This window comes from Halomonas sediminis (genome assembly GCF_044871105.1).
In the GTDB taxonomy this organism is placed as follows: Bacteria; Pseudomonadota; Gammaproteobacteria; order Pseudomonadales; family Halomonadaceae; genus Vreelandella; species Vreelandella zhuhanensis.
This window is the reverse complement of the sequence record NZ_CP085246.1, coordinates 2,653,247-2,674,725: the sequence shown is the minus strand read 5'-3', so window position 1 is coordinate 2,674,725 and position 21,479 is coordinate 2,653,247. Positions and strand designations below refer to the sequence as shown.

Annotated in this window: 16 protein-coding genes; 9 read left to right on the top strand and 7 right to left on the bottom strand. The window is 56.7% G+C overall.

Annotated elements, in window-relative coordinates; genetic code table 11:
- Nucleotides 1-25 precede the first annotated feature (25 nt).
- From LG290_RS12665 to LG290_RS12655, 3 genes are all read left to right on the top strand, one after another.
- Nucleotides 26-2,077, top strand: coding sequence for an acyltransferase family protein (locus LG290_RS12665; protein ID WP_499835112.1), 2,052 nt, complete (start codon nt 26-28; stop codon nt 2,075-2,077).
- Between the two features lie 289 nt (nt 2,078-2,366).
- On the top strand, nt 2,367-3,326 hold the full coding sequence (locus LG290_RS12660; protein ID WP_499835111.1) for a glycosyltransferase family 2 protein: 960 nt from the start codon (nt 2,367-2,369) through the stop codon (nt 3,324-3,326).
- A 53-nt stretch (nt 3,327-3,379) separates the two neighbouring features.
- Entirely contained in the window at nt 3,380-4,306 is a 927-nt protein-coding gene (locus LG290_RS12655; RefSeq protein ID WP_499835110.1) for a glycosyltransferase family A protein, read from the top strand.
- A 35-nt stretch (nt 4,307-4,341) separates the two neighbouring features.
- On the opposite strand, the gene LG290_RS12650 is transcribed toward LG290_RS12655, so the two are convergent.
- Entirely contained in the window at nt 4,342-4,812 is a 471-nt protein-coding gene (locus tag LG290_RS12650) for a methylated-DNA--[protein]-cysteine S-methyltransferase (protein WP_499835109.1), read from the bottom strand.
- Between the two features lie 165 nt (nt 4,813-4,977).
- Between LG290_RS12650 and LG290_RS12645 the strand changes: the two genes are divergently transcribed.
- The 3 genes from LG290_RS12645 (at nt 4,978) to LG290_RS12635 (ending at nt 7,963) form a co-directional block, all read left to right on the top strand.
- A complete protein-coding gene (locus tag LG290_RS12645) occupies nt 4,978-5,574 on the top strand; it encodes an exopolysaccharide biosynthesis protein (protein WP_499835108.1) in 597 nt (198 codons plus the stop codon).
- A gap of 131 nt (nt 5,575-5,705) precedes the next feature.
- A complete protein-coding gene (locus tag LG290_RS12640; protein WP_499835107.1) occupies nt 5,706-6,893 on the top strand; it encodes a zinc-binding dehydrogenase in 1,188 nt (395 codons plus the stop codon).
- A 17-nt stretch (nt 6,894-6,910) separates the two neighbouring features.
- The gene (locus LG290_RS12635) at nt 6,911-7,963 is read left to right on the top strand and encodes a proline racemase family protein (protein WP_499837103.1); all 1,053 of its coding nucleotides are present in this window, start codon (nt 6,911-6,913) and stop codon (nt 7,961-7,963) included.
- A gap of 89 nt (nt 7,964-8,052) precedes the next feature.
- Here the strand turns inward: LG290_RS12635 and arfB are convergent, their stop codons facing one another.
- Nucleotides 8,053-8,466 (bottom strand): alternative ribosome rescue aminoacyl-tRNA hydrolase ArfB, encoded by a 414-nt coding sequence (gene arfB / locus LG290_RS12630; RefSeq protein ID WP_499835106.1) that lies wholly within the window; start codon nt 8,464-8,466, stop codon nt 8,053-8,055.
- 141 nt (nt 8,467-8,607) lie between these two features.
- Here arfB and LG290_RS12625 point away from each other — a divergent pair, with 141 nt between their 5' ends.
- Both LG290_RS12625 and LG290_RS12620 read left to right on the top strand, forming a co-directional pair.
- Complete coding sequence (locus LG290_RS12625) at nt 8,608-8,916, top strand: hypothetical protein (RefSeq protein WP_499835105.1); 309 nt, start codon at nt 8,608-8,610, stop codon at nt 8,914-8,916.
- Nucleotides 8,917-9,358: 442 nt separating this feature from the next.
- Nucleotides 9,359-10,141, top strand: a complete 783-nt coding sequence (locus LG290_RS12620) for a Crp/Fnr family transcriptional regulator (protein ID WP_499835103.1) — start codon at nt 9,359-9,361, stop codon at nt 10,139-10,141.
- A gap of 45 nt (nt 10,142-10,186) precedes the next feature.
- On the opposite strand, the gene LG290_RS12615 is transcribed toward LG290_RS12620, so the two are convergent.
- The 5 genes from LG290_RS12615 to recC form a co-directional block, all read right to left on the bottom strand.
- Nucleotides 10,187-10,462 (bottom strand): hypothetical protein, encoded by a 276-nt coding sequence (locus LG290_RS12615; protein WP_499835102.1) that lies wholly within the window; start codon nt 10,460-10,462, stop codon nt 10,187-10,189.
- A 138-nt stretch (nt 10,463-10,600) separates the two neighbouring features.
- Nucleotides 10,601-11,356, bottom strand: a complete 756-nt coding sequence (locus LG290_RS12610) for a DUF1499 domain-containing protein (protein ID WP_499835101.1) — start codon at nt 11,354-11,356, stop codon at nt 10,601-10,603.
- A gap of 13 nt (nt 11,357-11,369) precedes the next feature.
- Nucleotides 11,370-13,640, bottom strand: a complete 2,271-nt coding sequence (recD, locus tag LG290_RS12605) for an exodeoxyribonuclease V subunit alpha (RefSeq protein WP_499835100.1) — start codon at nt 13,638-13,640, stop codon at nt 11,370-11,372.
- Complete coding sequence (gene recB / locus LG290_RS12600) at nt 13,637-17,326, bottom strand: exodeoxyribonuclease V subunit beta (protein ID WP_499835099.1); 3,690 nt, start codon at nt 17,324-17,326, stop codon at nt 13,637-13,639. Before recB ends, recD begins: the two co-directional genes overlap by 4 nt.
- On the bottom strand, nt 17,323-20,979 hold the full coding sequence (gene recC / locus LG290_RS12595) for an exodeoxyribonuclease V subunit gamma (protein ID WP_499835098.1): 3,657 nt from the start codon (nt 20,977-20,979) through the stop codon (nt 17,323-17,325). Before recC ends, recB begins: the two co-directional genes overlap by 4 nt.
- Nucleotides 20,980-21,241: 262 nt before the next feature.
- Between recC and LG290_RS12590 the strand changes: the two genes are divergently transcribed.
- Nucleotides 21,242-21,430 carry a hypothetical protein gene (locus LG290_RS12590; protein ID WP_160417765.1) on the top strand — a complete coding sequence of 63 codons (189 nt, stop codon included), beginning with the start codon at nt 21,242-21,244 and terminating at the stop codon, nt 21,428-21,430.
- The last annotated feature ends 49 nt before the right edge of the window (nt 21,431-21,479 follow it).

The following is a 21,479-nucleotide window of genomic DNA, read 5'->3' as shown; positions in this document are numbered from 1 at the left end:
AGTGTTCTGATAAAAGGTTCATGTAATGAAATTATTTTATAGGTCAGAAGTCGATGGGCTCAGGGCAGTCGCCGTAATTCCAGTAGTTCTCTATCATGCAGGGTTCGAGTTTTTCAATGGTGGTTATGTCGGGGTCGATGTCTTCTTCGTCATCAGCGGGTATCTGATCACCAATATCATCTACAACGAAATGGTCAGCGGGAATTTCTCGCTTATCCGTTTCTACGAAAAAAGAGCAAGGCGAATATTACCGGCACTCTTCTTCATCACCATGATTTGCCTTCCCTTCGCCTGGATGTGGATGCTGCCGGATGACTTCAAGGAGTTGAGCCAGAGTCTCATTGCCGTCAATACCTTCGTATCGAATATCTTCTTCTGGCAACAGATCGATTATTTTGCCGGACCGGCAGAACTAAAGCCGCTACTGCATACCTGGAGCCTGGCTGTGGAGGAGCAGTTCTATGTCTTCTTCCCGCTGTTTCTCCTCTTCGTCAGGCGGTTGAGGAAAGAGCATTTCTTCCTGACCCTGTTGCTGGTATTCATTCTCAGCCTTGGCCTGGCGGAATGGGGATCCCGGATGCACCCGTCGGCTAATTTTTACTTGCTTCCCACTCGTGCCTGGGAGCTATTGGCCGGGGCGATGATTGCCATCGCCTTGCATGGTCGCGAGCTAAGGTTCAGAAGTGCCTTTCGCGACCTGGGGGCTTTCGCGGGCTTGGCGATGATCCTCTATTCGGTGGTGATGTTCGATGATGACACCCCTTTTCCCAGCTTGTGGACGCTGATGCCTGTCATGGGGACGAGCCTGGTGATCCTGTTTGCCCGGAACGATACGTGGTCGGGCAGGTGGCTTGGCTGGAAGCCGGTCGTGGGTATTGGCTTGATGAGCTATAGCATTTACCTGTGGCATCAGCCGGTGTTCGTGTTCGCCAGGGAAAGGAGTCTTGTGGCGCTGTCGAGCAACGATTACCTGATGCTATGCGCCCTGACCTTGGTGTTATCCTATTTTTCCTGGCGTTTCGTTGAAAAACCTTTCAGGAACAAGGCCTTCATTGGCCGCAACCAGGTCTTCGCCGGAGCGGCAGGGGTGTCGGTTCTGCTGATCGGTCTCGGGCTTTATGGGGCTGTGTCGCAGGGGGTGCCAGGAAGGCTGGATCCACGTGCGGTACAACTCGCCGAGATGGGTGATGACCGGGATCCCAGGGTCAGTGAGTGCCAGGTGCTTCCGGGGCACTATGTGTCCCCGGAATCCTCATGTGTTTTCAATGGCGAGAAACCGCGCCTATTGGCGCTCTGGGGGGATAGTCAGGCGGGTACGCTCGTGAAGAACCTGGAACGAAGACTGGAGATCCAGGGGCATGGCATCAAGCAGCTGGTGCATACCAACTGCTTGCCGATCGTGGGTTACAGAAGGAGTGATGGCATGGATGGGTGCACGCGATACAACGAAGAAGCCATCGATTTCCTGATCGATCACGAGGAAATCGAGATCGTTGTGATGTCGGCGCGCTACCCTCTCCAGTTCGAGGGCAAGAGGTTCGACAATCGCGAGGGGGGGGTAGAAGCTGGCCATGAGCTGTATGCGATACCCTTGAAGAACTCCATGGGTGATGACGATAGGGTAGAGATCATGGGGCAGCTGATGCGTGACACCGTGCGCTCACTCCTTGAGGCAGGAAAGAAAGTGATGCTTGTCTATCCGATTCCCGAAGTGGGCTGGAATGTGCCGATTCACCTTGCCAAGGAAGTTATGTACGGCATCGAGAGGACAGAACCACTGAGCACGAGCCATGACGTTTTTGTCGAAAGGGTGGCATCGACTTACCATCACTTCGACCAGTTGGAGGATCACAAGAACCTCGTGAGAGTCAAACCGGAGTCGGTGTTCTGCAATACTTTCATCCCTGACCGCTGCACTGCGGAGCTTGATGGAAAGCTGCTTTATTACGACAGTTTTCACTTGAATAATCTCGGTTCCAAGATTCTCGTTGGCCATTTGTTGAACGAGATGGTCGTGGCGGGTTGGGTGGACTCCAATAATGAATTACTGATTGCGAAGAAAAAGTATGCGGACTGACTTCCGGTTAGAAGCTGCGTATCTGTCTGTCACCGAGTGACTGAATGAGCTCGCCTCTGGCGGGCTCATTCAGTTTCATAGTTGTCTAGCTGAATGTGTCAATCGGCTTCGTTCGATTGTAAGGCCTCAGAAACATGCCTATGCATTCCGGGGCGATAGCGTATCTGGAATCATTTTAGAGAAAGACTCGACTTGACCCTTGATATTCGAGCGTGCCGAGACCCTGTTTTGATGTGGTATTCGACAAACGGCTGAATTCTTTCAAGGACACATTTTGGCAGGAGGCGCTATGAGCAAGGTGATCGCGGTGGTACTCACCTACAATCGACAGGATTTGCTCCAACAATGTCTAGGTGCCATTTATTCACAAACACGCTCTTGTGATCAGGTGATTGTCGTTGACAATGCCAGTAATGATGATACACAAAAGATGCTGAGTGAATTGGACTATCCTAATCTCAAGGTGTATTTGCTTTCGAATAATGTAGGTGCCGCTGGTGGGTTCAATGCCGGGTTTCGTATTGCTTATCAGGAAGGTGCCGATTTTGTCTGGATGATGGATGATGATGTCATTCCGGAGCCGTATGCCCTGCAAAGGCTGACTGAGGCAGACAGTACACTCGATAAGAATGGCATTGATAGAGCATATCTGATCTCCACTGCTTTCACGGAAAATGGTTATGTAACCAACTCACCGTCCATTGACAAAACAAAGAATCACATTGGTTACCAGGATTGGCCAAAGTTTGTTCAATATGGTGTGGTCGCCGTCGATCGTGCAACTTTTGTATCTATTCTTGTCCCTCGCGGCACCTTGGAAAAGTATGGTTTGCCTATTTCCGCCATGTTTATCTGGGGTGAAGATACCGAGTATACATTAAGAATAACGAAAGATGTTCCCGGGTTTGTTGTCGGTGCCAGCAGGGTGATGCATTTACGACAAGAGAAAGGAGTGCTGAATATAATTTCTGAAAGCAGTGAAGCACGCCTTAAATATCATAAATACTTGATAAGGAACAGAATATTTGTCACCAGGAAATATCGCACTACTCATAAGCTACTAATGATCATGTGTTTAGATCTATTTATGATATTCAAGCTTTTGCGCAGGGGGCGGTTAAAGAAAGCCAGTATCGTTACAATAGGGTTAGCCGAAGGTTTCTTTTTTTCACCTGCTGTTGAATACATGAATTATCCGGTTGACAGTCAATGTGTGCCATTAAGAATTTATCAGTGTGGGCCTTTCTGAAATGTTACCAGTTTTTTCTAAGAGCAATTTAATCGGATGAATAAGGAGGGTTCATGCATTTATTTTCGGTGATAGTGCCAGTACATAACAAGGTTTCGACTTTGTTGGACTCGCTTGAGTGTCTATATAATCAGACCTTTAGAAATTTTGAGATCATTGTAGTTGATGATGCATCAACGGATGGATCTCTTCAGCTCTTGTTGCAAGAGGAGCGCAAGGGAAGACTGCGATTATATCAGCGAGATAAACCGGGTCCTGGCGGCTACGCTGCGCGGAATTATGGTGCACAGCAGGCAACATCCAAGTGGTTGGTTTTTTTTGATGCTGATGATTTGCTTGTTTACGATCATCTTTCGAGGTTTGCTAATGCCATTTCGGACAACCCATCCACTGAGCTTTTTGTCAACGCCTTTCAAAAGATGAAGGGTGATAGATTAGTACCACGAAGTGACTCCTTGAAAAGCGGTGTCCTGAGTCGTCAGGAAGCTCTAGCTGCGTTTTCTCGCTCTGATTTTATTCACATGAACGGTGCATGCATACGTCGTGATAGGTTCATCGACCTGGGAGGGTTTCCTGTTGAGCGTTATCAGCGTGCCGGAGATGTATATTTTTGGTTGAAAGCGATATGCAACCTCCAGATGGTTCACTACGACCCCACAGTTACGAGTATGTGGTTGCTTCATAATAGCGGTGTTGTAAGCAACAAGAGCAATGTGGTTCATATTCATCCTTGCTTCGATTTGAAGAAGGAGTGTGAGGTTGGTCTGTCTTGGCTTGAAAGGCATTATTTAAGGGCTTCAATAAATCGTAAGATACTTGCTTGGGCAGTGGAGAAGAAGAGAGTTGGGAGGTCAATTAAGAAGGATATGTGTTCATTAATGCTATTAAGTATGCGCCCTCGTCAGTGGATGACATTGGCGTCTCTGTCAATACCTCAGCCCTACTATGGAAGATTGCGGGACAGGGTGCTTGGGTTATAAAGGAGATTAAGTGTTTGGTCGGCGCAAGTTCATTATTATGCTTCATGGTGAAGCAACCACTGTTTGCGAGGGAGCCCACCTGCATAACCGGTCAAGCTCCCGTTGCCACCAATAACGCGATGACAAGGGACGACGATCGCAATGGGATTGCGGCTATTTGCCATGCCGACGGCGCGAGCTGCGGTGGGCTGCTGCAGGCGTGCGGCAATCGCTGAATAACTGCAGGTGGTGCCATAGGGAATGGCACTCAGCTGCGCCCATACCCGCTGTTGAAAAGGCGTGCCGACAGCCGCCAAGGGTATGTCGAAGCGTTGACGTCTCCCAGCGAAATATTCTTCCAGTTGTGTCTTGCAGCATTCGATTAATGGGTGGCCGCGAATGGGCTCAAACTCACTGTCGGTAGTCTCTTCCATATAAACGATATGGGTGATGTCTTGGTCGGTGGCGCGCAGTTGCAGCAGACCGATAGGCGATTCAAACGGGAGAGAGAAGTAATCAACGTACATGGCGGCGACTCCAGAATAGGCAGGTAGGGGCAGTCGTCAATGTAGCGCTATCTTTCAGACTCGTACATGATGCAATGCATGTAGCAATAAAATGAGGTCACTGAGGTTTCCAGCAGAGCCTGGCCTATGCAAACTTAATGCATTCAGGCAAAGAGGAATCTTTAGATGGATAGTCCGAACGAACCCGCTGATTTGGAGCAGATGCTGGATCGACTCAGCGAAGCCGAGGAAAACCGAGATAAAATAGTCACAATTAGAGATGTGGTTTCCTCTATAGGCCGTCGGTCGTTCGGTCCGCTTCTGCTGTTTCCCGGGATTATTACCCTGTTGCCTGTGGTGGGCGATATACCCGGGGTGCCTACCGTGATGGCAGCGATGGTATTTATCGTGGCGGGCCAGTTGGTGTTGGGGCGGCGTTATTTCTGGCTACCGAATTTGTTGCTGGACCGCTCCGTTGAAAAGCAGAAACTCCACAAGGCAATCAAGTTGATGCGACCGTCGGCAAGGTTTCTTGATGGCTTTCTTCGCCCTCGTTTGACGGTGTTCACTAAAGGAATGGGTGCCTATGCGATTGCCGTGGCCTGTATTTTCATCGCCCTGGCAATGCCTCCGATGGAGGTGGTACCGTTTACTGCCAATGGCGCGGGGTTAGCGCTTACCTTGTTTGGTCTATCCTTGATGGCAAGGGACGGTCTGCTTGCGTTGTTGGCTTTCGCCTTCATGGCAGTGACATTGGGTTCCATCGTTTATTATTTCCTATGACTTTTCAGCAGTGGCATGCCTGGAAAAATTGTTGGGTGGGAGTAGCGATATGCTACGAGCTTCTTGATTTCTCCCGGCAGAGGCAACTATGGTCGTGGTTTGAATCAGTGCCCAACGCGAGGAGACATTCCATGAAGCCCGATAGCTCTCTGGAGAATGATTCATTGGAAATACCCACCCGCATGGCGGCAATGCTACTGACTGGGCATGGTGGCATCGACAAGCTCAAGTACCGTGAAGATGTACCTACGCCCGCCCCTGAAAAAGGCGAAGTATTGGTACGCGTCACGGCTACGGCGAAAAACAACACCGACCGCAAGGCGCGTGAAGGGCTTTATCCCACCAAGGATAAAGGCGAAGTGACGTCCTTTCAGATGGGCGGTTCCGCGACGCTTACCTTCCCGCGCATTCAAGGAGCCGATGTGGTCGGGCATGTAGTGGCAGTCGGCGAAGATGTCGATACCGCGCGGATCGGTGAGCGGGGGCTTCTCGACTTCAACCTCTACCCCGACGAGCGTCGCGACATCAACTTGATTCCGGATTACTACGGCCATGGTGCCGATGGCGGCTTTGCCGAATATATCGCCGTGCCCTCGGATCAGTTTCATCGCGTGGATAACCCGGAGCTGGCCGATGCCGAACTCGCCGCCATGGGAATGTGCTCATACCAGACCGCCCTGCACATGCTCAATGCGGCAGGTGTGAAGGCGGGTGAGCGCGTCTTGGTGACCGGGGCCAGCGGTGGGGTAGGCACGGCCTTGATACAGCTATGCCGGGTGATGGGCGCGATTCCTTACGCCTTGAGCCAGCAGGAAAAGGCCGACGCACTGCTGGCCTTGGGTGCGCAGGCTGTCATCGATCGTTCGGACATGGCTAATTTCACCGATAAGGTTCGCGCACTGACCGATGATCGACCCCTCGATGCGGTAATGGATCTGGTCGGCGGCGAAATGACCGACCGTTTCATCGACGCCATGATATTCGACATGAAGCAGCGCACGACTTACCCGCGCCTGAGCATTGCCGGAGCGAGCGGAGGCAATGTCAGCGAGATACTGTGGACTCGAATTTACCTCTATCAAGTGCAAATTTTCGGGGTCTCCCACGGTACCCGTGAAGAGGCTCAACAATTAGTCGCCTGGATTCGTAGTGGTCAGTTGAAGCCGGTGCTGCATGCCGCGTTCAAGCTTTCCGAACTGCATGAAGCCGAAACCTACTTCGTCAATCGTGGCAATGATTACCTTGGCAAGATCGTGATTGTTCCCGATGCTCAATGGCAAACCCGGGGTGCACCTTTCGCGCTGGAGACCAGGCAATGAAGGCAGAAGATAACTTGATGCGCAACGAGCTGATCCTCCAGGTGATGGAAACCCATGCAGGCGGCGACGTCAGCCGTATCGTCACCGGAGGTATCGACCCTCTGCCCGGTGCCACGGTGCGCGAACAGATGGAATACCTGCGCGATGACGCCGATGGCCTGCGCAAATTATTACTCAATGAGCCCTACGGGCTTCCCGAGATGTCGGTGGACCTGATCGTTCCCGCCACGCATCCGGATGCTCAGGCGGGCTATATCATTATGGAAGTGATGGGATATCCGATCTACTCCGGCTCCAATACCATCTGCACCGCTACGGCCTTGCTGGAGAGCGGCATGATTGCAAAACAGGAAGGCAACCAGCAGTTCATGCTGGAATCCCCGGCCGGCCTGGTGCATATCGAGGCGCATATCGAAGACGGAGTGGTCGAGACCATCACCTGTGGCGGTTTACCTAGTTACATTGACACTTATCAGACCACCATTCATGTGCCCTCGATTGGTGAGGTAACCTACAGCATCGCCTACAGCGGTGGATTCTACGCCATGGTGGATGCCACTCAACTAGGTTTTTCCCTGATCCGAGAAGAAGAGCATCGCCTGGCGGAGTGTGCCTATGCGATCGTGGAAGCGATTCAGGCCAGAAGCGGGTTTTCTCACTACACATTAGGCGATGTCGGGCCCTTGCCGTTTCTGCATTTCATGGGACCGCTTGCACAAGTGGGACAAGGCTTTTATCGTTCGCGTTCAGCTACTTACGTTCATCCGGGGGTGATATGTCGCAGTACCACGGGTACCGGTACCTCAGCGCGCCTGGCCTTGATGAACTATCAAGGGCTGATTCAACCGGGGGACAAGCTTGAAACCGTGTCCCTGAGGGATACCGGTTTTATCGGGGAATTTGTGGCCGTGCACGAAGAAAACAGCCATGCCGTGGTGGAAAATACCATTACCGGTAAAAGTCATGTATTGGCGCGCTCGGAAATTCGAGTCAACTTTGAAGATCCCATGGTGCGGGAGTGTAATAGCCTTCACCATATTCTCAGCAGCCGACACAAAACCAAAAACTAGCCCGAAAGTTCTGACAATGAACCAATTAAAAACGCCCGATACGTGGTAAGCGTCTCGGGCGTTTTGCTGTTTAAGACCCAAGAATTTGCTCAAGAGGATACCTTGCCGCGTAATGCCTTGGTTTTTCCCTTTTGGGTTTTCTTGTCCACGCGTCGGCGTTGAGAGCCCTTGGTGGGTTTCGTGGGACGTCTGACTTTCTGCTCTTTCACAGCGCTCTGGATGAGCTCCTTGAGCCGTGCCAGCGCATCTTCCTTATTCAACTCCAGCGTACGAAAGCTTTGTGCCTTGATCACGATAATGCCTTCCTTGCTGATGCGCTGATCGGAAAATGCCATCAAGCGCTCCTTGTAGAAAGGCGGCAGACTGGAATGCGTGATATCGAAACGCAGATGCACGGCAGAGGCGACCTTATTGACATTCTGCCCGCCTGCCCCCTGAGCGCGAATCTGACTGATGTCGATTTCCCAATCGGCCAGTTCCACCGTATTGGAGATGCTAAGCATGGTTTACCTCGTGGTCATTGCTCTATGGCTTTACTCAAGGCTAACACATCGCCTTGACGACTTTCGGGTGTGCGACGACGCTTGATGAGCGCGCGAAAAGAAATTCTTATGTCCTGTTCGAAGAGCAAAAGGAGAGCGCTCATGACCAAAGATTCGCTTTACGATGCCCCTGTTTTTGCCGACACAGGCAAGCATATTGGCAAAGTGTTCGATGAAAGCACCGACGAGGTAGGCATTCTTACCACCAGCGACAGCCGCTTCTGGGTACCCAAGCATGCCCTGAAATTTAGCGGAGACCGCTGGGTATTGGAAGGTGATTATACCGAGCTCCCCGCAGATGAACCTGCGGCACGCCGAAGGGAGCGTGAACTGGACGAAGCCAGTGAAGAGTCCTTTCCTGCCAGTGATCCACCCAATTTCACCTTGGGTGATGAGGGGAAGGGTGCCTGAAAGTATTCCCTGGGTGATTTCAATATTTAGCTGATCTGCGCATTGCAAGAAAATTATCGTTCAGAAATTGATTAAAGTTAATGTGAGGGTGTTCGGTAGCTTGGGATACTAATTTCCAAGGAGCAGCAACATCGGAACAAGCCAAGGACGGCTGCCACGGAAGACACGCCAGGACGACACCGCACGGAAGACACGCCAGGACGGCACCGCACGGAAGACACGCCAGGACGGCACCGCACGGAAGACACGCCAGGACGACACCGCACGGAAGACACGCCAGGACGACACCGCACGGAAGACACGCCAGGACGGCACCGCACGGAAGAGCGACGAGGTGGTAGCCCAGCCTTTGTAAAGGTTGGGCTATTTTTTATTTTTGTAATTATGCGAAGCATCCAATTGCCTACTATCCTAATTTGAGTTAGGATTTTTTATTAGGTTATTGGGTTATTGGGTTATTAGATTATTAAGTGAGGACTTTATTAAAAATATAAAATGTCTTGTTAATAAACTACAAAATTTTCAAGAGCATACTTCTGAAGAAGTTAAAGTTCTTGAAGATGCAGTGGTTAAGGAGAAGTTTTTTGCTAGAGGTGAAGACATTATCCGGCAAGGCGAATCCCCCAAGTACGTTTATCTTGTGATGGAAGGGTGGGTGAGTCGCTTCAGAAATAATCATGCTGGAAAAAAGCAGGTGCTCAATTACCAGCTTCCAGGGGATTTCTGCAACCTCCATACGACATTGGCCAACAAGATTGATCATACTATTTCCGCTCTCGTTCCTTCAAAGATCGGTTTTATACCCCATCATGAAATTTATAATATCTATGAAAATCATCCGCATCTTGCTCAATCCCTGAATTGGACATCATTGATCGATGTATCAATTCTTCAGGAATGGCTGGTCAATCTGGGGCTGCGCTCCTCCGAGCAACGCCTGGCGCATTTGCTCTGTGAACTCCTTATACGTGCGCGCGCTGCTGGTTTGACGGAGGACCATCTTTTTGAATTACCTTTGACACAGGCGCAACTTGGCGAGGCCATAGGCATCACGCAAGTACATACCAACAGGGTAATGCAGAGGCTTCTTAAAGAAGGACTAATTACTTTCAAGTGTAAAAAGTTTCACATAATCGACTGGAAAGGCATGAAAGAATGTGCGGATTTTGATGGGCTTTACCTTCATCTGGAGCGTGCCGACCCCAGTTTGGAAAAGGATATTTGAAAAGAGCAATGGCCGCCGACTGGAAACGACCATTATGTAATTAATCTATTCAAAAAAGTTGATTCTTCTGGCTGTGGGCGGTTGCGTATTTTCCAGAGTTTTTATCAATCGATTATGGTCATTGGCAGGGTTGGGGTCAAAATGTTCGTCAATCAACCGCTGAACCTCTTTCTGGATCACATTATAAATATAGTCTTCGTAAGTCATTATAAATGATTCACAGTGTTGGCAAAAAAGTTTGTCTTCAGGGCGAGGTGTTCCCTTCCAAGCATTTTCTTCGCCACAGTTTGAGCAGCTCACTTTCCTGGAATTATTGAGCATGTGACCTCCTGTCTTTCAAGCAGGCGTTCAAGATAGCAAGATCGGAGGGCACGGAAAATTAACCCATATTTATTCCAGCCGATTTTTTAATATTCCCACAGGACGGCCATTCATGACGGTGGGACTAACTCGATTTTTTCACGCTAGCCGCTCTTCCAGTCTCTCCAGAAATGTCTTGATACGCGCGGCGTTGGTTCCCACATCGCTACGACCGATACGCGAGGCGGATCGCATGTCGACACGTACCCCGTCGTCGGTTTGGGTCAGGCGTATGACCACATCGTCTTGAAAGCCGAACCAGGCAGTGGTGGCGGTGGCTTCGATCTTGTCGTCGGTGACGGCGGCTAGCTCCCAACCGGCGTTTTCGATTTCCGCCTGTGCGGCGGCAAGTACCGCTTCCATCGAGGCCTGCACCACTAACGGCTCGACATCCGGGTAGGCCTGGCGCTGCTGACGGGCGGTGGCCTCGCCGGGGTAGTCCACGGCATTGGGGGCCTCTTCCCGCGCCTGAGCCAGTGCCTCGAAGGCGGGCGGGTCTCGGGTATCGGTGGTGATGTCATGAATCGGCGGCACGGCCTGGGCGCGCTGCCAGTGTTGCCAGGGCACGCTCAGTAGGGCGATAGCCCCGAGAATGGCGAGCCCGCTGAGTAGCGCTGGTGCCTTGCGGCGAGAGATCGCCGCGATAAGCAGTGCGACCAGGCCTATTGCAGCGGCGCCGATGGTGACGTAAACCCCGAAGCGCAGCGTAGTGAAGGCCTCTCCCAGCGTGAATAGCTCCAGCCGATAGGCCGGCCCGGCCCCGGCCACCAATAATGCGCCAAGCAGTAACGCCAGCAATGCCAAGCCTGCCGCAAACGTTGGCAAACGACCCCCACCTCGTTGTGTCGTTTTCATCAATTCATTCCTTTCATGAGCCGTCGGTAGTGGATGACAGCTGCCCCAGACCGCTTATTCGGGTGACCTCACGGGTAACGGCGTCATCCAGCATGCCACGCCCGCTTTCTACCAGCGAAAGCCAGTGGCGCGCGCGAGTAATGCCAGTGTAGACCAACTCACGGGTGAGAATGGGGTTGGGGGCATCGGGGAGCAGCAGAGCGGTATGCGTGAATTCCGAGCCTTGGGACTTATGCACGGTCATGGCGAAAACGGTTTCCACCGCCTGTAGGCGCGAGGGTAAAACCCACTTGATGCGCCCGCTGCCGTCGTTGGCGGAAAAGGCCACCCGCAATAGCTTGCGGGCGGGCGCTTGGGGGTTGGGTAGCGCCAGGCTGATGCCGATATCCCCATTCATCAGGCCCAGGCTGTAATCGTTGCGCGTAACCAGCACCGGGCGGCCTTCATACCAGCCGTGCTCAAGCTCGTGGTTGTCGGCGTCGAGTAATCTTGCGCGGCGCAGGGCTTGGCCGATACGCGGGTTGAGTCCTTCCACTCCCCAAGGGCCTTTACGCAGCACGCAGAGTAGCTGAAAATTGCCGTGGGCCTTGAGTACATCCAGTGCCCAGGCGTCGAACAATGGGCGCTGATGTTCGAGCGTTACCGATGGCGGCGGCCGTTTGGCCGCCAGGGTTTCCAGATAGTGGCGGTAGCCGGTAGGCGGCGCAAGCAGCCGGCCCTGTCGATCATGGCGCCCTTGACCATGGTTGGGAAAGCCGCCGGGGTTACCGTTGACCACCAGCCGCGCCAACGCCGGATCGTCGGCATTTTCGAGGCGCAGCTGGCTGATATCCACGTAGCTTTTATGCTGCTCGTCGGGTTGAAATACCTTGTGCACCGCCCGGCGTTTATCGGCTGGGGTGTGGCTTTCATCCAGGGGGCGATTGACTGCCTGGGCAAGGCGGCCTATGCCACTGTTCGCATCGAAGCGGTGGCTGACCCGCAGCATGGTAATGGCCTGGTCCAGTGCCTGGCCGTCTTTTGCCTGATAGTCTTCGGGAATCGTGGCACCGGTCATCTGCTTGAGCCAGTCACAGGTAGCGGGCGTGTAGCGAGCGCTTACGGCGTATTGGCATAGATCGCCCAGCACGGCACCCGCTTCCACCGAGGCGAGCTGGTCCTTGTCACCCAGCAATACCAGCCGAGCACGATACGGCAAGGCATTGAGCAGGGCGGCCATCATTTCGATATCCACCATCGAGGCCTCATCGACCACCAATACATCCAGTGGTAGAAGGTTGCCGGCATGGTGGCGAAAGTGACGGGTATCGGGGCGTGAACCGAGTAGCCGGTGCAGGGTACTGACCTGGGTGGGAATGGCCTGGCGCAGCCGGTCGACGCCTTGCTCTACCCCTGAGGTGTTGCCGCCAAGGCTTGCCAGGCTGTGTAAATCAAGCTCCTCGACCTGCTTGGCGATGGACTCGTTCAGGCGTGCCGCAGCCTTGCCGGTGGGTGCGGCAAGCTTGATACGCAGTGGGCGCTCACTTTCTTCTTCGCCCAGCTGCAATGCCTGAAGCAGCGCCAATAGCTTGACTACGGTAGTGGTCTTGCCGGTGCCCGGACCGCCGGTGATCACGGCGAAAGGCGAGCGGCAGGCCAGGGCGCAGGCGAGTTTCTGCCAGTCGAGTGTTCCGGGCTCAGTCGAGGGAAACAACGCCTCCAGCGCCGCGGGCAAGACGCTTGAAAGCCTGGTTTGGGCATGAGATGCCCAGGAGGGCTGGTCAAGCCGGGTACTAAGCTGCCGATGAATATCCTGCTCGTATTGCCAATAGCGGCGCAAATAAAGCCGGGTGGTGCCGGCGAAATCCCGGCGCACCAAGGGCGTGGTGCCGCTGCCTTCGGCAATGCCAACCTCGATCAGGACGGGATGTGCCAGGGCCGCTTGCCAGGCTTGCTGGGTCAGGCTGCCGAGCACCTGGCTGGGCAGCGGCGGTGGGTCGTTGAGGTCATCGCCTTCCGGGGGCAGCGAAAGCGCCAGGTCCGGGGCGGCCAGCGTGGTCGCAAGGTCCAGACACACATGGCCGCGCCCCAGTTGATGGCTGGCGAACGCTGCGGCAAGTAACAACAGCGGCGGGGCATTTTCCACTTCACGATACAGAAAAACCACCAGGGCACGGTCCAGCGCCCGCAGCCAATCGCGTTCCACCCAGCGTTCGAGCAGGGCGAGGAGTTCATCGACGCTGCTCAATGCCGGGTGCGGCACGCTGCTGACGGGATCATCCAGGCCCTCGAACAAATCTCTCATGCGCTTCTCTCCGTGAGCTCTTCCCGGCCCTGAAAAAGCGCATCGAGCCGTTCGATCAGCGCCCGAGGCGGGCGCTCGGCATAGACGCCGCGGCTTTCGGACTGATTGGTGCCGCGCAGAAAAACCGTCAGCGAGCCGCCGATGTGGCGGTCGTAGTCGTAGTCGGGTAAACGCGACTTGAGCAAGCGATGCAGCGCCAGTAAATAGAGCGCGAACTGCAGGTCGTAGCGTTTCTCGGCCATGGCGGCAAGCATCGCGGCCCGGCGGTAGGCGTCGTCGTCCGCGCCCAGATGGTTGGACTTCCAGTCGGCCACGTAATAGCGGCCCTGGTATTCGAAGACCAGGTCGATGAAGCCTTTGAGCATGCCGTTGAGCGTATCGGCATCCAGCGACGGGCGGGGCGACCCTGAAAGCGTGTAAGTGCTTACCAGGTCATCGAGCTTTCGCGTGTCGACCCGGTGCGAGGCGAACCAGAATTCCATTTCCACCTGATAGGCGCTGAGTTCGCGCAGCTGCATCGAAGCGTCATCCGCCACACCGGGCAGCGGCAGGGGGGTGGCCGGCAGGGCTTCGAACCAGCCATCCAAGGTGGCAAGCCACGGCGTCCAGCCGCGCAGCTGGCAACGCCGGGCGAGCATGTCGCGGCGTGCGACGGGGTCGTCTGCCACCTGAGCGAAGCCTTGGCGGCCGGCCCATTCCAAAAGCCCATGCAGGAAAGTGCCGGGGCCGGGGCCGCGGGGGAAACGATGCAGCGTGGGCGCGACCGACCCGGGGTAACGGCTGCTGTCCTGGGGCTCTTCGAGCACTTCGAAAACATTGGCTTCCTGGGCGGTGGCGGGCTCCAGCGAGGCGGAAATCCGCAATGCCGAGTAGCTGGCGATCCACCAATGCTCGCGGGCGGGGCGCAGGGGAATCAGGGCGTCGCCCAGCAGGGTGTCGTCCTGGCTGAGATCGATCCGCTGTGCCGTGACGGGAGGCGCCGCTGAGAGAGTGATGGCGCCGCAGGCCTTGTCTTCCCCTCCCTTGAGCGCGGCCAGCGCCTCGCCGAACTTGTCTGCCGCGATGGGCTTGCCGTCGTTGAGCATCTGGCCGATGGCGCTGTCTTCCAGCCCCTTGAGCGGCGCCATGCCCAGCCAGGTGGCGTGGCGGGCGCGGGTCAGGGCCACGTAAATCTTGCGCAGGTCCTCGCCCAGGCGTTCGCGGTCGGCAATCGCCACTGTCTGTTCATCGGCCGATAGGCTGATTTGCAACCGGCCCTGGGCATCGTGCCAGCGCAGCGGCGAATCGCTCGCCTTGGTGGGGCGGTGATTGCAGATGAACGGCAGGAACACCAGCGGGTATTCCAGCCCCTTGGACTTGTGAATGGTGATCACCTGCACCAGGTCGGCATCGCTTTCCAGGCGCAGTTTGTGGGCGTCGCCTTGGCCTGTCGGGTCGGCGATGGCCTCGGCCAGAAAGCGGATCAGCGCATGTTCGCCGTCGAGTTCCTGGCTGGCGTGCTGCAGCAGCTCCCCCAGATGCAAAAGGTCGGTTAGGGCGCGCTCGCCTTCGCCTGAGGCACCGCTTTCCAGCAGCCGTGCGGGAACCGCGAAGTCGTTCATCAAGCGGCGTACCAGCGGCAACACGCCCTGGCGCTGCCACAGCTGATGGTAGCCGCGAAATTGCATGACCCGCGCTTCCCAGGCCAAGTCGTCCTGTTCCTGGGAACCGCTCAAGGCATCCAGGGTTGCCAGATTTAACCCTAATGCCGGGCTTGCCAGGGCGGTTCTCAACAGGCGGTCGTCACTGGGGTCGGCGCAGGCGCGCAGCCAGGATTCAAGCTGAGCGGCGATGGAAGAGCTGAACACCTTGTCCTTGTCGGAAAGATAGACGCTTTTTACTCCGCGCCGGGACAGCGCCTGGCGGATCGCCCGGGCTTCACCCAGGCCGTTGACCAGTACCGCCATGTCCGAAGGGGTAAGCGGCTGGAATGCTTTGTCGCTGGTGAAACCGGCCCGACCCTGACGGCCTTCAGCCAACAGCTCGACCATGTAAGAGGCGCAGCGTTCGGCCATGGCCGATTGATAGGAGCCCTTGGCCAAGGGCTCCTCGGCATCCAGCTGCCACAGGGTCATGGCCGCTAGCGGTTTGCCGTCCAAGGTAAGCGAGTCCTTGCGCCCCTTGGCGGTTACCGTATGAAAGGACACCGGGTTGGAGGCGTCTTCTTCCTTGAACAGAAAGGCCCCGCTGGGGTGCTGGTCGGCATGGCTGAAGCAGTGATTGACGGCGTCCACCATGGCCGTGCAGGAACGGTAGTTGGTGCCCAGGGTGACATGGCGCCCGGCGGTATCGCGCCGTGCTTGCAGGTAGGTGTGAATATCGGCGCCCCGAAAGGCGTAAATCGCCTGCTTAGGGTCGCCGATCAGAAAGACGCCGTTATCAGGCCGGTTTTCACCGATGCGGTAGACGCAATCGAAAATCCGGTACTGGACGGGGTCGGTGTCCTGAAATTCATCGACCAGCGCCACCGGGAACTGCCGACGTATCTGCTCGCCCAAGGCGTCGCAATTGTCGCCTTCAAGGGCGCGACCGAGGTGAGTCAGCAAGTCATTGGGGCCCATTTCGGCGCGGCGTTGCTGCTCGTGGTCGAGGCGCTTACGACACCATTGCACCGCATGCGTCAGCAGATCGGCATGGGGGTCGGGCAGCGCATCGAGCTCGGCGGGCAAGGTGACCAGCGCGACGAGCGCCGGATGATCGGGCGATTCGCCCTTGAGCCAGATTTCCGCCATGCCCTCGGGGGTCAGGCGTTTCCAGGCGGCGGGGGTCAAGCCAGGCCGGATGGCCTCGCTCACGCTCCAGTCGCGCAGCGCACCCAGCCAGCTGCTGCGGCTTTTCACATTGAATTTCTGCCGATTGAACGCCTTCTGTTGGGCGGCCTGTTCGAATAGCTCGACAAGCTGCTCGACCCAGGCGGCCCAGGGTGCCTTGAGGGCCTCCAGACGTGCCTTGATCTGCGCTTGGCTGGTGGCGACGGCCTCGTCGGGAGGCGGCGCCTTGGCGCCCAGGGCCGCGCATTCGGGCAGCAGGTTTCGCAAGGTGGCGTGCAGGGCTTCCGGTGACTCCCAGTAACGGCAAATCACGCTCAATTCGTCGCTCGCAAGCGGATAGTAGAAACTGCGCCAGTAGTCGCGCACCACCTCCTGTTCGAGTTCGCTCTGATCGTTTTCCAGGTTGAGCGAGAACAGGCTGCCGCTGTCGAAGGCGTGCTCGCGCAGCATGCGATAGCACCAGCTGTGAATGGTGGACACGGCGGCTTCGTCCATCCATTCGGCGGCGAGTTGCAGGCGCCGGGCACAGGCCGACCAGCCGGCCGGGTGGTAGTCCTGGCGCAGTGCCAGCAGAAGGTCGTCACCTTCGGGTTCGCGTTCGGGTTGCAGGAAGATCTCGGCGGCCTCGACGAGTCTTGCCCGAATCCGCTCACGCAGCTCCTGGGTGGCGGCATTGGTGAAGGTCACCACCAGAATTTCCGGCGGAGTAAGCGGCCGGGCATAGGCGGCTTCATCGTCGGCATGGCGGGCGCCGAGCACCAGGCGCACGTAGAGCAAGGCGATGGTAAAGGTCTTGCCGGTACCGGCGCTGGCTTCGATCAGACGGCTGCCGTGCAGCGGAAAACTCAATGGATCGAGTTGGCTGATCTCGCTCATTTTCCCCCTCCCTTCACCGCCTGATAAACCGGCGCCAGCAACCGCTGGGTCAGGCTGGCGAAATCGCATTCGGCAAAATCGTGACCTGAAGGGCTTTCCGGGTGACGGTTGGCTTCGACCAGCGCCGAGAAACGCTGCCAGCGGTGCGCCAGGTAGGGGTTGCGGGCGACTTCGCCGGAGGCGAAATCGTCTCCCTCGTAAGCCTTGGCGGCGGCGCGCCAGGCATCGCTCTGGGCGTCGCTGTCCGGCGTACCTTCCTTGGCCAGCCAGGCAAAAGCGGCGGCCGGGGCCAGAGGCAATGGCATGCGCATACCGGCCTGCCAGGTGGTGATCAGGCTCTCAAGATGCCGGCGAGCGTCCTCCGCTTCCAGCGGTGCCAGGGTGACGTTTCCCGCCTTGGAAAGGAGCTGGGTGGTCATGGGGCTTTCCAGGTTACCCGCCAGGTGCGAAACCCAGGGACGCAGCAAGTGATGCCAGTGGTAGGTTTTTTTCTTGATCAGGCTGCTGCTGAGTAGCAGCAACCGGCAGCGGTTGCCGTGACTATCGATACGCATGGCGTCCAGCCAGTCCTCCAGCGCTGGCGAGCCGGGGTGTGAATAATACACCGGCTGCGGTTCCTCCACGGCATTCGGCCATTCTTCCAGGGCGTTCGCGTAGTCCTTGAACAGCGCCGCCATGGGGTCGGCGAGTTGTTGGCGCATACGCTCGGCGAAGGCGCCCATGGCCAATACACCCTGGCCTTGCAGGCGTTCGAGAGTAGCGTGAAGGGCCTTCTCACGCGGTTGGCCGGCGTCGATGGCGTGGCGCTGTGCCTGGATCAGGGTATCTTGCAGCTGCCAGTTTTCCAGGCCGTTCAGGGTGAAGGGTTCCTGGTCGAGGCTCAGGATGTCCTGCTGTTCGAGGTAGATCTTGAGCCGGGTGGTGAAAAACGCCTTGGTCGGGTCGCGCAGAAAATTGCCCAGCTGGCTCAACGTCAGGGGGTTATCCTGCTCGAAAGCGGCCAGAGGGCCTTCGGCTTCCGCGTCTTGCGAAGGCTTATTCGGAAGGTCGCTGGGTACCAGAGAATCGTCGTGTACCTCGCGCCATTCATGGGCATAGGTGACCAATCGCTGGGCGGCGACATCGCAAGCGGCGTGTTGCGCGGGGCTGGGGAAATAGGCGCGACTGAACGGCTGCAAGGGGTGTTCGGTGGTCAGGGCGGCGAGCAACGTTTCCCCGGCGTCTGAATCTGCCTGGCTGTCTCGCCAGCCCGCCTTGAGATGGTCGCGCAGCTGGCCGACCAGCACCGAAGGCGGCTTGTCGGAGTTATCGACGATGCTGCGCCCCACCCAACTGAGATAGAACTGGTCACGTGCCGAAAGCAATGCCTCCAGAAACAGGTAGCGGTCATCCTCGCGGCGCGAGCGGTCGCCGGGGCGGTAGTCGACATTCATCAGGTCGAAATCCAGCGGGGGATGGCTTCTGGGGTAGTCGCCGTCGTTCATGCCCAGCAGGCAGACGCGCTTGAAGGGAATCGCGCGCATCGGCATCAGGGTGGCGAAGTTGACCGCCCCGGCCATGAAGCGCTGGGAGAGGCTGTGTTCATCGATCTGTTCCAGCCAATGTTCGCGGACGATGGCCAGCGGCAGCTCATTCACTAGCCCGGCTTCCTCGGTGCTTTCCTGAAAACGTTGCAGGGCGTCTTCGAGCTGGGTCAGCATCAGGCTGTCGCGCGCGTCCTCGGCGCGAAAACAGGCTTCCAGTAGACCGCGCAAGCGCTGTGCCCACTGTTGGGTATCGCTCGGGCTCTGAAGCTTTTCCCACCAGTCCTCCAACGTTTCGAGCAAACCGGCCAAGGCGCCGGCCAGGGCGGCTTCCAGGCCGCCGATATCATCGAAAGGCTCGATGCCTTGCCAGGCGCCGCTTCCGGCATTGCCCAGGGTGTAGCCCAACAGCAAACGGCGTAGGCCGAACGCCCAGGTGTTCTGTTCCATGCCCTCAGGCAGGTCCAGGTTGTGACGCTGACCACTGTGCAGCCCCCAACGAATACCGGCACCTTGAATCCAGCGCGAAAGCGTCGGGAGATCGCTTTCCTGGATGCCGAAGCGCGCACGCAGCGCAGGTACCTCCAGCAGGTCCAGGAGCTCGCTCACCGACAGGCGCAGTTCGGGCAGGCGCAGCAGGGTTTCCAGGGCGATCAGCAGTGGCAGGCGATGTCGGCTGCCCTGGTCGGAAAGCGTAAAGGGAATATAGCGCGGATCGTCGCGTTCGAGCCGACCGAAGACCGCCCGTATATGCGGGGCATACTGATCGATATCCGGCACCATCACGATGATGTCTCGGGGGCGCAACTCGGGGTCGCCACTGAAGGCGGCGAGCAGCTGGTCGTGGAGTATTTCCACTTCGCGCTGGGGGCCATGAGTGACATGAAACACGATGGACGCGTCCTGGCGGGGATCAGCGTTCGGCCAGTGCTCGCGGGTTTCCGCCAAGGGGCGCAGTTCGCGGATGTCGTCCTGCAATTGATGCAGCAGGCGGGGCTTGTCCGACTCATCGACGAAGGGTTCGAACAGATCGATACGCAGCGCCTGATGTTCGAACAACCCCTGATAGGTACCGGCGTCGTCGTGTTCGTCGAGCAGGCGCAGGTAATCGCGCCCCTGCTTGCCCCATGCCGCCAGCAGCGGTTGGGCGTGCAGGTGCAGATCGGCTTCGCCGTCGCCTGCGCCCAGCACATCCAGGCGTTCGGGCATGCCGCTCTTGCGACGCTGGCGACGACTTGTGGCTCTCAAAAGCTCCTTGTGCTCGATGATATCGGCCCAGTAATACTGGCAGGGGTTATGCACGCACAGCAGCACTTGGCTGAAGCGGGCGATGGCGGCCAGGGCTTCCAGGGTTTGCTGGGGCAGTGAGGAAATGCCGAACACGATCACCCGGCGCGGCAGGCCGGGCGGAGGTTGAGACGCGCTGAATGCCTGGGTGGCGTCGAGAAAGCGCCGATGCACCTGGGCACGGCTCGAAGAAATGCCGTCCTGGGCGATGTCGTTGGCGACACTTTCACAGACAGCCCGCCACAGCGCCGGTTGCCAGCGTTGAGCATCGTCCAGGGGCTTGGGTTCGCCATGGGCGCCGAGCAAGGTGTCCTGTCCTTCGGCCCAGACTTCCAGCCAGTCGGCGCGATAGACCTGATATTGGTCGAAAAGGTCGGCCAGGCGCTCGGCGAGTTGATGGTGCTTGCGCAAGTCGTTATCACCATCCAGAAACTGGCGCAGTGCAGCGAACTCTTCGCGTTCGACCAATTCCGGCAGCAGGCGCAGCAATCGCCATACCAAGCGAGACTTGTCGAAGGGCGAGGTGGTGGGCACGGCGTCTGTTTCGCCCCCACCTTCATGGGCATTGAGTACCGAGCGATACGCCTGCCACAGAAAGCGTGCCGGCAAGCTGATATCCAGTGCAGCGGCGATACCCGCCCCGCCCTGGGCCGGGTCTTCGGCCAGCGCCAGTTTCAGCCACTGGCCGATGCCGTTGCTCTGTACCAGGATAGTCTCGTTTTCCAGCGGGCCGAGAGGATGGCGCTGCATCCATTCCACCGCCAGGCCGCGCAGGTCTTCCATGCGGTTGCCATGGATGACCATGAAACCGGGTGTAAGAGCGGCGACGGCAGTGCTGAGCATGGCGGTTCCTTCGGGAGGTTTCGGGGCTGGTCAGGCAAGGCGTATGGTGCCATAGCATAAGGGTCGAGTCTGCTATCAACTGGATGCCTCTTGGGACGAGTGGCAATTGGATCGAGTGGCAAGCGGCGTTGCAAGACCAGCGGACTTGGCTAAGGTGAGAAGTGACTACGCAAAGGTCCTTTGTCAAAAATGAAGCGATCAATTTTAGGCGTTTTCCATCAACCGCATGTTTTTATCGAGCTAATGTTTAGCAGGAGTTAATATGCCTAAGGCAAATAATAAACAAGCGCGTATCGAGCCCATCTATGAAGCCGACGATCTTCATCAGAACGTGATCGGTTGGCATGTGATAGATGAAACGGAGCCCGAAAACGAGGTGGTTGTCAGTGAGCATGAAACCCAGCAGGAAGCGATCGAGGCGGCCAAGGAATTCGAACAACGCGAAATTTGAAAGCGCTAGGCTTTATCAATCCGCAGTCTAGGCCATTCAAGGCACAGAA

Excerpts from the sequence above, each read along its gene's own strand:
- LG290_RS12665 (WP_499835112.1), top strand. The coding sequence starts at position 26 with ATGAAATTATTTTATAGGTCAGAAGTCGATGGGCTCAGGGCAGTCGCC.
- LG290_RS12660 (WP_499835111.1), top strand. The coding sequence starts at position 2,367 with ATGAGCAAGGTGATCGCGGTGGTACTCACCTACAATCGACAGGATTTG.
- LG290_RS12655 (WP_499835110.1), top strand. The coding sequence starts at position 3,380 with ATGCATTTATTTTCGGTGATAGTGCCAGTACATAACAAGGTTTCGACT.
- LG290_RS12650 (WP_499835109.1), bottom strand. The coding sequence starts at position 4,812 with ATGTACGTTGATTACTTCTCTCTCCCGTTTGAATCGCCTATCGGTCTG.
- LG290_RS12645 (WP_499835108.1), top strand. The coding sequence starts at position 4,978 with ATGGATAGTCCGAACGAACCCGCTGATTTGGAGCAGATGCTGGATCGA.
- LG290_RS12640 (WP_499835107.1), top strand. The coding sequence starts at position 5,706 with ATGAAGCCCGATAGCTCTCTGGAGAATGATTCATTGGAAATACCCACC.
- LG290_RS12635 (WP_499837103.1), top strand. The coding sequence starts at position 6,911 with ATGCGCAACGAGCTGATCCTCCAGGTGATGGAAACCCATGCAGGCGGC.
- arfB (WP_499835106.1), bottom strand. The coding sequence starts at position 8,466 with ATGCTTAGCATCTCCAATACGGTGGAACTGGCCGATTGGGAAATCGAC.
- LG290_RS12625 (WP_499835105.1), top strand. The coding sequence starts at position 8,608 with ATGACCAAAGATTCGCTTTACGATGCCCCTGTTTTTGCCGACACAGGC.
- LG290_RS12615 (WP_499835102.1), bottom strand. The coding sequence starts at position 10,462 with ATGCTCAATAATTCCAGGAAAGTGAGCTGCTCAAACTGTGGCGAAGAA.
- LG290_RS12610 (WP_499835101.1), bottom strand. The coding sequence starts at position 11,356 with ATGAAAACGACACAACGAGGTGGGGGTCGTTTGCCAACGTTTGCGGCA.
- recD (WP_499835100.1), bottom strand. The coding sequence starts at position 13,640 with ATGAGAGATTTGTTCGAGGGCCTGGATGATCCCGTCAGCAGCGTGCCG.
- recB (WP_499835099.1), bottom strand. The coding sequence starts at position 17,326 with ATGAGCGAGATCAGCCAACTCGATCCATTGAGTTTTCCGCTGCACGGC.
- recC (WP_499835098.1), bottom strand. The coding sequence starts at position 20,979 with ATGCTCAGCACTGCCGTCGCCGCTCTTACACCCGGTTTCATGGTCATC.
- LG290_RS12590 (WP_160417765.1), top strand. The coding sequence starts at position 21,242 with ATGCCTAAGGCAAATAATAAACAAGCGCGTATCGAGCCCATCTATGAA.